Consider the following 13,181-nt stretch of genomic DNA (forward strand, 5'->3'; position numbering starts at 1 on the left):
GCGGGCGCCCCCTCAGCGGCTCGCCGTCCGGCGGATCGGCGTGCCCGGGAAGTTCTGGTTGAACTGGGCCTGCCGGGCGGCGCGGGCCGCGCGGTCGGCGGCGGAGCCGGAACCCTGGGTGGCGGTCATGCGCTGCAGGGTGGAGAGGTCCTGCGGCAGGTTCCAAGACTGGCCGTACATCACGCCGTTGGAGGAGATGCCCTGCGCGGAGGCGCCACCAGCGAAACCGGCGATCAGCAGGGCGGCGGTGGCGATGGTGATGCGGCGCATGGCGGTGGTCCTTCTCTCAGGGGCGGGAGGGTGTCCCCCGCCGGTGAGAGAAGAATTAACGCGCCGGCTCCAATAGGCGTGAGACCGTAAAAACGATCTTCACAATAGGCAAAACCGATTATAGGGCGTTGGTCCAATCCGCCGGGACGAAGCGGAATCCCTCGCCCATGCGCTGGACGAAGCCATTGGCCGGGAAGGGGAAATGATAGGCCGTCATGCGCGCCCGCTCGGCCGCGATGCGGTCGAAGATGGCGATGCGGCTCGCCGTCGCGGCCGGGCCGTCAATGTCGAAGATGCTGGTCCAGCCGGGATTGCGCAGGAAGAGCTCGGGGCGGGATGCGGTGTCGGCCGTGACGAAGAGCTGATCCGCGCCATCCGCCACATGGAAGACCGTATGGCCCGGCGTGTGGCCATAGGCCGCCACCGCGCGCACGCCGGGCAGGATCTCGGCGCCGGCGGCGAAGCGCTCCACCTTGCCCTGGTAGGGGCCGAAGCGGCGCGAGACATTGGCGAAGGTGCCGCGCTGGAATTCCGGCACGCGGCCGCTGTTCGAGGAATCCGTCCAGAAGGCCCACTCCACCTCCGGCACGAAGACCTGCGCATTGGGGAAGACGGCGGCGTTGTCGGCGGTGGTGAGGCCGGTGATGTGGTCGCCATGGAAATGGCTGACCAGGATGCGGGTGACGCGCGCCGGATCAATGCCGGCGGCGGCCAGGTTCTCGCGCATGCGGCCGGCGGTGGGGGCGAGCTGGCCGCCCGTGCCGCTGTCGAACATCGTCAGCCCGGCCGGGGTCTCGAGGAAGGTGACGATGAAGGGGTTGTCCAGCCGCGTGGTGGAGAGCATCGCATCGCGCAGCGCGCCCTCGACCGCCGCCTGCTCGGCATTCACGATCCAGCCGCGGCCAGGATTCTGGCGCGGCGCGAAGCCGTCCCACACGGTGGTGGCGACGAAGCCGCCGACGCGGAAGCGGTAGAAGCCGGGCGCCTGGGCAGGCGCGGGCGCGGCGGTCTGCGCGGCCGCGCCGCCGATCAGAGCGGGGGCGGCGAGCAGCGCGCCGGTGGCGGCCAGGAGGTGGCGGCGGTCTGTCATGACATGTCTCTCCAGGCGGGGTCTGATGTCTGGCAAGGCCGGCCGCGTCCTGGCCGGGAGAAGGCCCGCCCGGGCGATGCCGGGCGGGAAGGGGCACTCAGACGGCGCTGGACCAGTCGGCCGGCACGAAGCGGTAGCCCTGGCCGTCGCGCGTGAAGAAGCCGTTCGCCGGGAAGGGGAAGTGATAGCCCGTCACGCGCACGCGGTCCGTCGCCACCATGTCGAGGACGCGGCGGCGGGTGGCGGCGGCGGCGTCGCCGTCGAAGTCGAAGATGATCTGCCAGTCGGGCCGGCGGGCCATCAGCTCGGGCCGGTTGGTCACGTCGGCCAGGAAGACCAGCTGATCATTGCCGTCGCTGATGCGGTAGATGGTGTGGCCGGGCGTATGGCCATGCGCGGCGATGGAGCTGATGCCCGGGATCACCTCGCCGCCCGGCGTGATCTGCCGGACGCGGCCCTGATAAGGCCCGAAGCGGCGCGCGGCATTGGCGAAGGTGGGGCGCTGGCCCTCGGGGCTGCGCGTGCTGTTGCCCTCATCCGTCCACCAGGCCCATTCGGGGGCGGGGACGATGATCTCGGCATTGGGGAAGGCGCGGCCATTCTCGGCGTTGAGCAGGCCGTTGATGTGGTCGCCGTGGAAATGGCTCTGGATCACGTGGGTAACGCGCGCGGGATCGATCCCGGCGGCGGCCATGTTCGCGATCATGCGGCCATTGGTGGCGCCGGCCGCCGTCACGCCATTGCCGGCGTCGAAGACCACCAGCGTGTCGCCGCGCTGGGCGAAGGTGATGGTGAAGTTGATGGTCAGCGCATCACCGGGCAGGAAGCTCTCGGCCATCACGGCCTGCACCTCGGGCAGCGGCGCGTTGCGCACGAAGCCCTCGAGAGGGCGGCGGAAGAAGCCGTCATGCACGGTGGTAACCAGCCAGCCGCCGACGCGGAAGCGGTAGAAGCCGGGCGCCTGCGTCCCAGCAGCGGGAGCGGGAGCGGCAGCCTGCTGCGCCGCGGCGGGCAGCGCCAGCGCGGAGGCGACGGCGGCGGAGCCGGCGAAGAGCATGCGGCGGTTGGACGCGATCATCTGATTATCTCCCTGGAATGATCAGGTAGATAAATTGTCAACGCGCAAATACAACCACGCTTTCCAGATGCGGTGACCAGAGGAACTGGTCCACCGGCGTGGCCGAGACCAGCCCGAAGCCCGCCTCGCGCAGCATGGCCGCATCCCGGCCGAGCGCCGCCGGGCTGCAGGAGACGTAGATGAGATGCGGCAGGGCGCTGCGCGCGATCTGCGCCACCTGCTCGGCGGCACCGGCGAAGGGCGGGTCGAGCACCACGGTCGCGAAGTTCTTGAGTTCGGCCGGCAGCAGCGGCTGGCGCACCAGGTCCCGCCGTGTGGGCTGCACGCGCGACGCCTGGGCGGCGTTGACGGCCAGGCGCAGCGCCTCGGCCGCCGCCGGATCGCCCTCATAGGCCTGGACGACGTGACGGGCGGCCAGCGGGAAGGAGAGCGTGCCGATGCCGGCATAAAGATCGGCGATGCGCGCGCGGGGCGACATCTTCTTCGGCAGCCCGGCCAGGACGGCGGCGATGATCGCCGCCTCGCCCTCGGCACTCGCCTGCAGGAAGGCGCCGGGCGGCGGTGAGACGGTGATGCCCGACAGCAGGTGGCGCACCGGCTTCACCTGAGCGGCGACCTCGGCGGGCGCGCCCTTGCCGGCCCAGGCGATGCGCGGGATGCCCGCGCGCCCGGCGAAATCCGCGAGCATCTTGCGATCCGCCATGGTGAGCGGCGCATCGGTGCGCAGCAGGATGTCCGGCCCCGTGTCGAGCATGTTGATGACGGCCGAGCCGAGCCGCTTCAGCGCGTTCAATCCGCGCAGCGCGTCCTGCAAGGCCGGCAGCAGCGCCACGAGGGATGGCAGCAGCACATGGCATTCACGCATCGGCACGAGATGCGTCGCACCCCGTTCGTGGAAGCCGATCTCGACGCGGCCATCCGTCAGCCGCTCCAGCCCCAGATCGGCGCGCTGGCGCACGGCGCGCGGCGTGGCGACCATCGGCGCCACATCGGGGTCGGCATAGCCGGCGCGCGAGAGGGCCTCGGCCAGGCGCCCGCGCTTCCATTCGGCATAGGGCGCATCCGCCCAATGTTGCAGCGCGCAGCCGCCGCAGATGGTGAAATGCCGGCAGGGCGGCTCGACGCGGTCCGGGCTGGCGGCAAGCACGCCCTCCATCACCGCGCGATCCTTGCCGGTCACACGCGCCGCAACGCGCTCCCCCGGCAGGGTGAAGGACACGAACGCCGACCCACCCTCCGGCAGCGGCGCGATGCCGTCCCCCGCCGCCCCCATCTGCGTGACCGTCAATTCAACCATCGAGCCGGGCACACCTTTTCAGAAGACGCGACACGCGCAACGGCGCGCCCGCCAGGATCCTCATGTGGCTTTGCCACATGAGGATGAGCCAATCCCCCAGGATCAGCACCAAGCCGGGGCCCCCGGAAAAACGCCGAAGGCGTTCTTATGGGGATCAGCCGAAGGCATTCAATCCGGTGATGGCGCGGCCGAGGATCAGCGCATGGACGTCATGCGTGCCCTCATAGGTGTTCACCGTCTCGAGGTTCATGACGTGGCGGATCACGTGATACTCGTCCACGATGCCGTTGCCGCCGTGCATGTCACGCGCCACGCGCGCGATGTCGAGCGCCTTGCCGCAATTGTTGCGCTTGATCAGGCTGATCATCTCTGGCGCGGCCTTGCCCTCGTCGAAGAGGCGGCCGACGCGCAGCGCGGCCTGAAGGCCGAGGGTGATCTCGGTCTCCATGTCGGCCAGCTTCTTCTGGATGAGCTGCGTCTGCGCCAGCGGCTTGCCGAACATCTTGCGGTTCAGCGTGTAGTCGCGCGCCGCGTGCATGCAGAACTCGGCCGCACCCAGCACGCCCCAGGCGATGCCGTAGCGCGCGCGGTTGAGGCAGGAAAACGGCCCGGCCAGCGAGCGCACGCCGGGCAGGCGGTTCTCATCGGGGACGAAGACCTCATCCATCATGATCATGCCGGTGATGGAGGGGCGGAGCGAGAACTTGCCCTCGATCTTCGGCGTGGTCAGGCCCTTCATGCCGCGCTCGAGCAGGAAGCCGCCCAGCGTGCCCTCGTCATCCTTGGCCCAGACCAGGCAGACATCGGAGATGGGGGAGTTGGTGATCCAGGTCTTGGAGCCGGAGACGAGCCAGCCGCCATCCACCTTCTTCGCGCGGGTGCGCATGGAGGAGGGGTCGGAGCCGGCATCGGGCTCGGTCAGGCCGAAGCAGCCGACCCATTCGCCGGTGCGCAGCTTGGGCAGGAACTTCTGCTTCTGCGCCTCGGAGCCATAGGCATGGATCGGGAACATCACCAGCGAGGACTGGACGCTGAACGCGGAGCGATAGCCGCTGTCCACGCGCTCCACTTCGCGCGCCATCAGGCCGTAGGCGACGTAGCTGACGCCGGCGCAGCCATAGCCTTCCAGCGTGGCGCCCAGGAAACCCTGCTCGCCGAAGGCGTTCATGATGGAGCGGTCGAAGGTCTCGTGCCGGTTGGCCATCAGCACGCCGGGCATCAGGCGGTCCTGGCAGAAGGCGCGGGCGGCGTCGCGGATCATCCGCTCGTCTTCGGTGAGCTGCTCATCCAGCAGGAAGGCGTCGTCCCACTGGAAGGGCGCGGGCTTCGACTTGATGGCGGGCGAGACGACGTTCATGAGCTTCTTCCTTCCGGCGGCTTGGCGCAGGCGCTGGCTTTAACATGCCTGAGTTGGGCAGGGCCATAAGCCCTGCAAGCCCAGGAGCCTGATCCGCCGAGGTGGAACACCGAGGCGGTCAATCTTCCTCCCAGCTAGTCCAACGGCGGCAGACTGCGGAAATAGGCGAAAAGATCGGCGATGTCCTGATCCGTCATCGCGGCCCAGACCCGCCCGCGCCCCATGGGTGGCATGAGCGGCCGGCCATCGCCGCCGATCTCCTCGCGGAGCGCCCGGGTGAATTGCGCCAGCGTCCAGTTGCCGATGCCGGTGGTGGTGCTGGGCGTCAGGTTGCGCGCCACCACGGTGCCCCAGGGGCCGGTGAAGGAGAGGCCCTGCGCGCCCTCCCGGCCCGGGATAATCCGCATGTCGGGGCCGCGACCGGAATGGCAGTCCAGGCAATGCGCGATGGGCCCGGCCAGGTAGGCGCCCCGCGCGACGGGGGTGTCGGCCGGTGGCGGCACATTCGCCACCGCCGGATGGGCCGGCACCGGGAAGGGATAGCTGGAGCGGCCCTGCACCGCGTTGCGCACGGGTGGCACGCTGCGGAGATAGGCTGCCATGGCGGCGGCATCGGCGTCAGAGATGCGGCTGTAGAAGTCGATCGGCATGGGCCAGCCGATATTGCTGCCATCCGGCCGCTTGCCCTCGCGGATGGCGCGGATGATCTGCGCCTCGGTCCAGTTGCCGATGCCGGTCTCGCGGTCCGGCGTGATGTTGGGGATGACGGCCCGCATCGGGCCTTCCTCGATCACCCAGCCGCCGGCCAGGCCGCGCCCGGCGATGGGTTGGCCGTCAGCTCCTCGGCTTGCGTGGCAATTGGCGCAATGCCCCACGACCTCGACCAGGTAGCGGCCACGCTCGAGCGATTGGGGGGTGGGCTGCGCCCCGGCCGTTCCGGTCCAGAGCGCGAAAACTCCGGCCAGCATCCACCACCGCATTCCCAACCTCCCTTCATCTCGTTGTCGGAAGGTTAGGAAGGCGGGCGCGATAGGTGCAAGCAAAAGCCGCCTCAGGCGGCGGCTTCGGTGCCCTCGGCCACCGGGGTGACAACCTCAGCCGGGATCTCGGCAGCGGTCTCGACCACGGGCTCGCCCCGGGCCTCGGCAGCGAGGCCTTCGGCAGCGGGGGCCTCGGCCGCCGGGCGCTTCGGGCGCGGGATCGGGATCAGCATGAAGGCTGGGATGCTGTCACCGAAGCCACGCACCGCGGGGCCCATGTCGTCACGGTCGCGGCCACGCGGCGCGTCATCGCGGTCGCGCGCGCGGGGGGCGTCATCGCGATCGCGACCACGCGGGGCCTCGTCACGGTCGCGGCGCGGGCGCGGGGCCTCGTCGCGCCGGAATTCCTCGCGCGGCGGGCGGGCATCGCTGCGGCGCGGGCGGTCGTCGCGACGGGGACGCTCCTCGACGGCGGCCACCTCCTCCGGCGCGGCGGCGGGCTCGGCGTCGCGGCGCGGCGCGCGGCCACGGCCCTCGCCCCGACCTTCGCCCCGGCCCTCGCTGCGGCCGCCGCGATCCCGGCCACCACGGCCCGCCTCGGGCCGGCCACCCGGGCGGGCGCCACCCCGGCCACGCCGGCGCGTCGCCGCCTCGGCGATCTCTTCCTCGGTCACGACGTCGAGACCCTCGACCTCCATGCGCGGGATGGGCGCGCCGGTCAGCTTCTCGATGGCTTGGACGAGCTTGCCGTCATCCGCCGTCGCGATGGTGTAGGCATGGCCCTCGCGCCCCGCGCGGCCGGTGCGGCCGATGCGGTGGACGTAATCCTCGGAGTGGAAGGGCACGTCGAAGTTGAAGACATGGCTGAGCCCACCGATGTCGAGGCCGCGCGCGGCCACGTCGGAGCAGACCAGCAGCCGGATCTCATTCGCCTTGAAGGCGTTCAGCGTGGCGAAGCGGGCCGACTGGTCCATGTCGCCATGCAGCGCGCCGACCGAGAAGCCATGCCGCTTGAGCGACTTGTAGAGGATGTCCACCTCGATCTTGCGGTTGCAGAAGATCAGGGCGTTCTGCACCTGCTCGCGCCGGATCAGGCGGCGCAGCGCCTCGCGCTTGTCGCGCTCCTGCACGTAGAGCACGCCGGTCGTGATCGTCGTCGCCACCGTCGCGGGGCGGGAGACGGTGATCTCCTTCGGGTTCTGCAGGAAGGCATCGGCCAGCTTGCGGATCTCCGGCGCCATGGTGGCGGAGAAGAACAGCGTCTGCCGGAGGCGCGGGATGATCTGCACGATGCGCTCGACATCGGGGATGAAGCCCATGTCCAGCATGCGGTCGGCTTCGTCGATCACCAGCAGCTTGCAGTCGGCCATCAGGATGCGGCCGCGATCAAACAGGTCGAGCAGACGACCTGGGGTCGCGATCAGCACGTCCACGCCCTTCTCGAGCACGTCGCGCTGGTCGTTCATGCTTTCGCCGCCGATCAGCAGCGCATGGTTCAGGTTGAGGTACTTGCCATATTTCACGAACTGCTCGGCGACCTGCAGCGCGAGCTCGCGCGTCGGCTCCAGGATCAGGCTGCGCGGCATGCGCGCCTTGGCGCGGCTGCCGGAGAGGATGTCCATCATCGGCAGCGTGAAGCTGGCCGTCTTGCCGGTGCCGGTCTGCGCGCAGCCCAGCACGTCGCGGCCCATCAGCACGATGGGGATCGCCTGTTCCTGGATCGGCGTGGGGTGGGTGTAGCCCGCCTCGGTCACGGCGCGGACCAGCTCGTCCGACAGGCCGAGATCGGCGAAGACGGTCCGCGGCGGGGCGGCTTCCTCGGGCGCGTCATCCTCGGTGGCGTCGGCGGCTTCCGCTTCGGGTGCCTGGGCTTCCGGCGCTTCGGCGATGGGCGCTTCGGCGATGGGCGCTTCCGTCACGACGGCTTCCGCCGCGAGGGGCTCGGCCTCGGCGGCCGGAGCTTCGGCCTGGACGACGGCCGGCGATTCTTCGATGGCAATGGCCGCGTTGGCGGCGGGAAGGCTCTCTCCGGGCATGTCAGTCGCCGCGGCGGCGTTCGGGGTGGTCTCGTTCAAAATGGGGCATCCTGGCCTAAGGGGGCCCGCGCGAAAGGCGCAGGGCCGCTCGGGCGGACCTGCCGCCCTCTTCATCAACGGCGGGGATATGCGCCCGAAACGGGCCGCATGCAACCGGAAACCGGGCGATTGCGCCCGCACGGCGCGCGATTTATGCCCGTTCGATGCCGATTCCCCTCCTGCTGCTCCCCGGTCTGCTCTGCGATGCGCGCCTCTGGCGCGATTGCCTGCCCGCAGGCGCCCAACCCCGCATCGCCGACCTGACGCAGGATGACAGCGTGGGCGCCATGGCCCGCCGCGCGCTGGAGCTGGTCGTGGATGCGCCGCATTTCGCCGTCGCGGGCCTCTCCATGGGCGGCTATGTGGCGCTGGAAGTCTGGCGCCAGGCGGGCCCGCGCGTGACGCACCTGGCCCTGCTCGACACCTCCGCACGGCCCGATACGCCGGAGCAGACGCAACGCCGGCTCGACCTCATCGCCCTTTCGGGGCGCGGCGCCTTCAAGGGCGTGACGCCCCGCCTGCTGCCGCTGCTGCTGCATCCCTCCCGCCTCGATGGCCCGCTCGCCGGCGCGGTGATGGAGATGGCCGAGCGCGTGGGCGTGGAGGGCTTTCTCCGGCAGCAGCGCGCCATCATGGCGCGGCCGGATTCCCGGGGCGACCTGCCGCGCATCGGCGTGCCCACCCTGGTCGCCTGCGGCGATGCGGATGCGCTGACGCCGCCCGCGCTGCATGACGAGATGGCCGCGCTGATCCCCGGCGCGCGGCAGGTGAGCTTCGCCGGCTGCGGCCACCTGCCGACGATGGAGGCGCCCGCCCTGGTGCGCGCCGCGCTGGAGGATTGGCTCAGCCCGCCACGCAGCGCGTGACATTGGGCTGATCCCGCGCCGGGATGGCGGTGGTGCCCGGCGGGCAGGGCAGTTGGGCGCGGGTGGGCGGCGGCAGGCCCTGGTCCCAGTCGCGCACCGCCGGGTCGTCACCCAGCCAGCCTGTGCCGGCGGCGCCGATGCCGGGCCCGCGCGTGCAGCGCCCGCGTCCCTGCGGCGTGCCGCCATGCGGGCAGAGGAAGGCGCGCGCGGAAGCGAGCGCGGCGGCACTCGCGCGCGGGCTGCGCGGCTGGCCCACGGGCCGCGATTCCACCACGCGCCCAGCGCCGCGCGTCTCCGTGCGGGGGCCGGTCGGGTTGCGCGGCATGTCCTGCGCTGCGGCGGCGCCGCACCAGGTCAGCGCAAGAAGGACGGCGAGGGGGCGCATCTGCGTCCATCCTAGAGCATGCGCATCCATGATGGGATCAACCGGCGCAGCACCGGCCCGGATCACGCGGGGCCCGATTGCGCTGGACGCATGGCTGCCGCATCCTTCCCATATGGGAAAATCGGCCGACCCGACACTGCTGCTGGAGCGGTGCCAGTCCATGGGCGGCATGGACTGGGCAGCCGACCGCGTGGCATGGGTGCAGGCCTGCTTCCTCCTCCTCGTCACCCTGTTGCTCGCAGTGCCGGCGGCGGCCCAGCAGCAGCCGAACAACGCCTGCCGCATGGCCTGCCGCGTCGGCCAGGCCCCGCCCTCGCCCGACCAGCGGCAATGCCTCGCGCAATGCATGGCGGGCCAGCCGATCACCCGCGACGCGCCGGGCCAGGCGCGGCCCGCCGGTTCGCAGGCGGGCAGCCCCTCGGCGGCGATGCGACCGCAACAGCCGCCCCCGCAACAGCAACCGCAGCCGCAGCAGCAAGCCAGGGCGCAGCCCAACCCGCCGCAGCAGCAGCGCGGCCGGGGCGCGGCGCCGCCCCCCGGCTCAGCCCAGGCCGCCAGCCCCGCCGTGCCATCGCCGCAGCCAAGGCCCGGCGCGCTCTACGGCGCCTTCTACATCGGTATCCCACCCAGCATGAGCTACGGCATCGCGGTCGCGCAGCGGGACCGTTCGCAGGCGCATCGCCTCGCCGAGATCGCCTGCCGCGGCCGGGGCGGCAATTGCTCCCTGCAGACAGAGTTCAGCGAGATCTGCGTGGCCGTGATGGAGGGCGTGCGCCGCGCGCCCAGCGCCTTCTTCATGACGAGCGACCCGCGCACCTACATCGTGCGCGCCGTCACGCTCGGCAATGCGAGCAACCCCGCCGATGCCGAGCGCAGCGCGCGCGATGCCTGCATGGCGCGCGAGCGCGGCGCGCTCACCTGCCGCATCGTGCATGCGGAGTGCGGCGCGCGCTGAGGCGCGCGCTCAGCGCCGCGCCGAGCGGACCAGCTCCGCCAGTTCCCGGTTGAAGCGCGGCGCATCCTCCCAGAAGGGCGCATGGCCGATGAAGGGAAATTCGCTGAGCCGAGAGCCCGGAATGAGCGCGGCGGTATGCCGCCCCATCGTGATGTCCGAGACCTTGTCCAGCACGCCATGCGTCACCAGCACCGGCACATCCACCGTGCGAAGCCGCCCCTCGAAGGTGATGGGCCGGCCCCCCAGGCCGATCCGCACATGGCGCGGCACCATCATGTTGAAGGAAAGCATCACCTCGAAGTCATTGGCGCTGGGCTGCACTTCGAAGCAGTCGCGCAGGAAGGCGATGGTGGCGGCGATGGCCGTCGCCGGGTCCGGACTGCCCATCGGGCCCAGGTGGCGCAGCGCGCGGCCATAGCGGGACGTCTCCGCGGTGGAGGAAGTGGCGGCGACCCAGTTCATCGCGCCAATGGCGCCCGTGCCGTACTCGGCCACATAGTCGCCCATCAACCGCCCGGCATAGGACCAGCCGACCAGGGTGGGCCGCGCCAGCTGGAGCTGGTCGATCACCGCCTTCACGTCATCGGCCCAGAGCTTGCTGTTGCGGTAATGCTCGTTGCCGACCGGCTTGTCGCTCATGCCATGGCCGCGCAGATCGAGCGCCACCATGCGGAAGTCGCGCGCCAGCGCCGGGTCGCGCGTCTGCCGGTCCCAGCAGAGAGCGGCCTGGGCATAGCCGTGCAGGAAGAGGATCGCGGGGCCCTGCGGGTTGCCATACTCATACGCAGCGAGCGTCAGCCCATCCGGCGTGCGGATGCTGTGCGGGCGATAGGGCAGCGCCGGCCCGGCGGGTGCCGCGGGCGCCGGCGTTGCGGGGGCCTGGGTCGCGGGGGCTTGGGCGAGCGTGACGCCGCCCGGCAGCGCGGCGGCGGCGGCGAGACCGGCGGTCAGGGTATTGCGGCGGCTGGGCATGAGCGTCCTCCCTTTGGATTTGGGAGGAGGCTAACGCTTCTGGCTCCGCGGATCGAGGGCGTCTCGCAGCCCGTCGCCCACCAGGTTGAAGGCCAGCACCACCAGGAAGATGGCGAGGCCAGGGAAGATGGCGAGCCAGGGCGCGCTCTCGATGAAGCGCTGCGCCGAATTCAGCATCGAGCCCCAGGAGGGGTTGGGCGGCTGCTGACCGAGGCCGAGGAAGCTGAGCGAGGCTTCGGCGATGATCGCCTCCGCAATGGCCAGCGTCGCCTGCACCAGCAAGGGCGGCAGGATGTTGGGCAGCACATGGAGCAGGCCGATGCGCCAGGGCGGGTTGCCCATGGCGCGCGCCGCTTCCACCCAGTCGGTGCTGCGGGCATCGAGCGCCATGCCGCGCGCGAGCCGCACGAAGATGGGCGAGGCGGAGATGGCGATGGCGAGCATCGCATTCTCCAGCGCGGGCCCAAGGAAGGCGGCGAGCGCGATCGCGAGGATCAGGAAGGGAATGGAGAGCATGGCATCGGCCACGCGGCTGATCACCATGTCCATCCACTTGCCGCCGAGCCCCGCCAGCAGCCCGATCGGCACGCCGATGAGTGCCGCGCCGCCGACCGCGATGACGCCCGCCATGAGGCTGGCGCGCGCGCCGTGCAGCACGCGGCTCAGCACGTCCCGCCCGTTCTCATCGGTGCCGAAGGGATGCGCCCAGGAGGGCGGCTGGCGCAGGCGGGACCAGCTGGTCTCCAGCGGATCATAGGGCGCGATCCAGGGGGCGAAAACCGCCGCCACCACGAAGATGACGACGACGACGAGCCCGAACATGGCGAGCTTGTGCTGCGCGAAGCGCCGCAGCGCGCGGCGGCCGGGGCTCTCGCCCGTCTCGATCGCGATCTGTCCGGCGCTGCTCATGCGGTTCGCAGCCTAGGATTGATGGCCATGTAGAGCATGTCGGCGATCAGGCTGAGGGTCACGAAGATCAGCGCGGTGGCCATCACCACGCCCTGCACCACCGGGTAGTCGCGGTTGAACACCGCATCCACCACGAGCTTGCCGAAGCCGGGGATGGAGAAGATCTGCTCGGTCAGCACGGCGCCCGCCAGCAGGCGGCCGAACTCGATGGTGCCAAGCGTCACCACCGGAATCAGCGCGTTCCGCAGCGCATGCTTGCCGACCACGAATTTCTCGGAAAGGCCCTTGGCCCGCGCGGTCCGCACGTAATCCTGGCTGAGCGCGCCCAGCATGGCGGCGCGGGTGTGGCGCATCAGCACGGAGGCCACGCCGGTGCCGAGCACGAAGGCCGGCATGATGGTCGTCTCCAGGCTCATCACCGGGTCTTCCCAGAGCGGCACATAGCCGCTGGGCGGCAGCCAGCCGAGCTGCACGGAGAACAGCAGGATCATCATGATGCCGAGCCAGAAATTCGGCATGGAGATGCCGAAGAGGGCGATGCCGTTGATCGCCCAATCCGCTGGCCGGTCACGCCAGACGGCGCTCAGCACGCCGCAGGGCACGCCAATGACCACGCCGATGACGAAGCTCATCGCCGCCAGCTGGAAGGTGACCGGCAGCTTCTCCAGGATCAGCTCGCCCACCGGCATGCGGATGCGCCAGGAGAAGCCGAAATCCCCATGCAGCACGCGCCAGAGCCAGTGCAGGTATTGCTCCACCAGCGGCCGGTCGAGCATGAGTTCGGCGCGGATCTGCGCCAGCACCTGCGGGTCGCCCCGCTCCTCCCCCGCCAGGATCAGCGCGGGGTCGCCAGGCATCAGCTGCTGCAGCCCGAAGACCAGCACCGAGAGGATGAGCAGCGTCGGGATCACCTGCCCGAGGCGGCGGAGGAGCCAGAGCCACATGAT

General features: G+C 70.7%; 13 protein-coding genes. 2 read left to right on the plus strand and 11 right to left on the minus strand.

Going from position 1 to position 13,181, the window contains the following annotated elements:
• Window positions 1–12: 12 nt before the first annotated feature.
• From R9Z33_RS00405 to R9Z33_RS00435, 7 genes are all read right to left on the minus strand, one after another.
• The gene (locus tag R9Z33_RS00405; protein WP_318649316.1) at window positions 13–270 is read right to left on the minus strand and encodes a hypothetical protein; all 258 of its coding nucleotides are present in this window, start codon (window positions 268–270) and stop codon (window positions 13–15) included.
• Window positions 271–388: 118 nt separating this feature from the next.
• Window positions 389–1,360 carry an MBL fold metallo-hydrolase gene (locus R9Z33_RS00410; protein ID WP_318649317.1) on the minus strand — a complete coding sequence of 324 codons (972 nt, stop codon included), beginning with the start codon at window positions 1,358–1,360 and terminating at the stop codon, window positions 389–391.
• Window positions 1,361–1,457: 97 nt separating this feature from the next.
• A complete protein-coding gene (locus R9Z33_RS00415) occupies window positions 1,458–2,438 on the minus strand; it encodes an MBL fold metallo-hydrolase (RefSeq protein WP_318649318.1) in 981 nt (326 codons plus the stop codon).
• 37 nt (window positions 2,439–2,475) lie between these two features.
• Window positions 2,476–3,735 carry a class I SAM-dependent RNA methyltransferase gene (locus R9Z33_RS00420; protein ID WP_318649319.1) on the minus strand — a complete coding sequence of 420 codons (1,260 nt, stop codon included), beginning with the start codon at window positions 3,733–3,735 and terminating at the stop codon, window positions 2,476–2,478.
• Window positions 3,736–3,889: 154 nt separating this feature from the next.
• Window positions 3,890–5,092, minus strand: coding sequence for an acyl-CoA dehydrogenase (locus R9Z33_RS00425; RefSeq protein ID WP_318649320.1), 1,203 nt, complete (start codon window positions 5,090–5,092; stop codon window positions 3,890–3,892).
• 134 nt (window positions 5,093–5,226) lie between these two features.
• Window positions 5,227–6,072, minus strand: a complete 846-nt coding sequence (locus tag R9Z33_RS00430; protein WP_318649322.1) for a c-type cytochrome — start codon at window positions 6,070–6,072, stop codon at window positions 5,227–5,229.
• Window positions 6,073–6,143: 71 nt separating this feature from the next.
• Window positions 6,144–8,108 carry a DEAD/DEAH box helicase gene (locus R9Z33_RS00435; protein WP_318651593.1) on the minus strand — a complete coding sequence of 655 codons (1,965 nt, stop codon included), beginning with the start codon at window positions 8,106–8,108 and terminating at the stop codon, window positions 6,144–6,146.
• A 203-nt stretch (window positions 8,109–8,311) separates the two neighbouring features.
• On the opposite strand from R9Z33_RS00435, the gene R9Z33_RS00440 reads away from it, so the two are divergent.
• A complete protein-coding gene (locus tag R9Z33_RS00440; RefSeq protein ID WP_318649323.1) occupies window positions 8,312–9,013 on the plus strand; it encodes an alpha/beta fold hydrolase in 702 nt (233 codons plus the stop codon).
• Here the strand turns inward: R9Z33_RS00440 and R9Z33_RS00445 are convergent.
• On the minus strand, window positions 8,991–9,398 hold the full coding sequence (locus R9Z33_RS00445; RefSeq protein ID WP_318649324.1) for a hypothetical protein: 408 nt from the start codon (window positions 9,396–9,398) through the stop codon (window positions 8,991–8,993). The genes R9Z33_RS00440 and R9Z33_RS00445 overlap by 23 nt on opposite strands.
• A gap of 112 nt (window positions 9,399–9,510) precedes the next feature.
• Between R9Z33_RS00445 and R9Z33_RS00450 the strand changes: the two genes are divergently transcribed.
• A complete protein-coding gene (locus tag R9Z33_RS00450) occupies window positions 9,511–10,353 on the plus strand; it encodes a DUF4189 domain-containing protein (RefSeq protein ID WP_318649325.1) in 843 nt (280 codons plus the stop codon).
• Window positions 10,354–10,362: 9 nt separating this feature from the next.
• On the opposite strand, the gene R9Z33_RS00455 is transcribed toward R9Z33_RS00450, so the two are convergent.
• Genes R9Z33_RS00455 through R9Z33_RS00465 form a run of 3 tightly spaced genes read right to left on the minus strand, consistent with a single transcriptional unit; the run spans window position 10,363 to window position 13,178 of the window.
• On the minus strand, window positions 10,363–11,325 hold the full coding sequence (locus R9Z33_RS00455) for an alpha/beta fold hydrolase (protein ID WP_318649326.1): 963 nt from the start codon (window positions 11,323–11,325) through the stop codon (window positions 10,363–10,365).
• Between the two features lie 30 nt (window positions 11,326–11,355).
• The gene (locus R9Z33_RS00460) at window positions 11,356–12,234 is read right to left on the minus strand and encodes an ABC transporter permease (RefSeq protein WP_318649327.1); all 879 of its coding nucleotides are present in this window, start codon (window positions 12,232–12,234) and stop codon (window positions 11,356–11,358) included.
• A complete protein-coding gene (locus R9Z33_RS00465) occupies window positions 12,231–13,178 on the minus strand; it encodes an ABC transporter permease (protein ID WP_318649328.1) in 948 nt (315 codons plus the stop codon). Before R9Z33_RS00465 ends, R9Z33_RS00460 begins: the two co-directional genes overlap by 4 nt.
• Between the last annotated feature and the right edge of the window lie 3 nt (window positions 13,179–13,181).

Source organism: Sediminicoccus rosea, assembly GCF_033547095.1.
GTDB classification, from domain to species: domain Bacteria; phylum Pseudomonadota; class Alphaproteobacteria; order Acetobacterales; family Acetobacteraceae; genus Roseococcus; species Roseococcus rosea.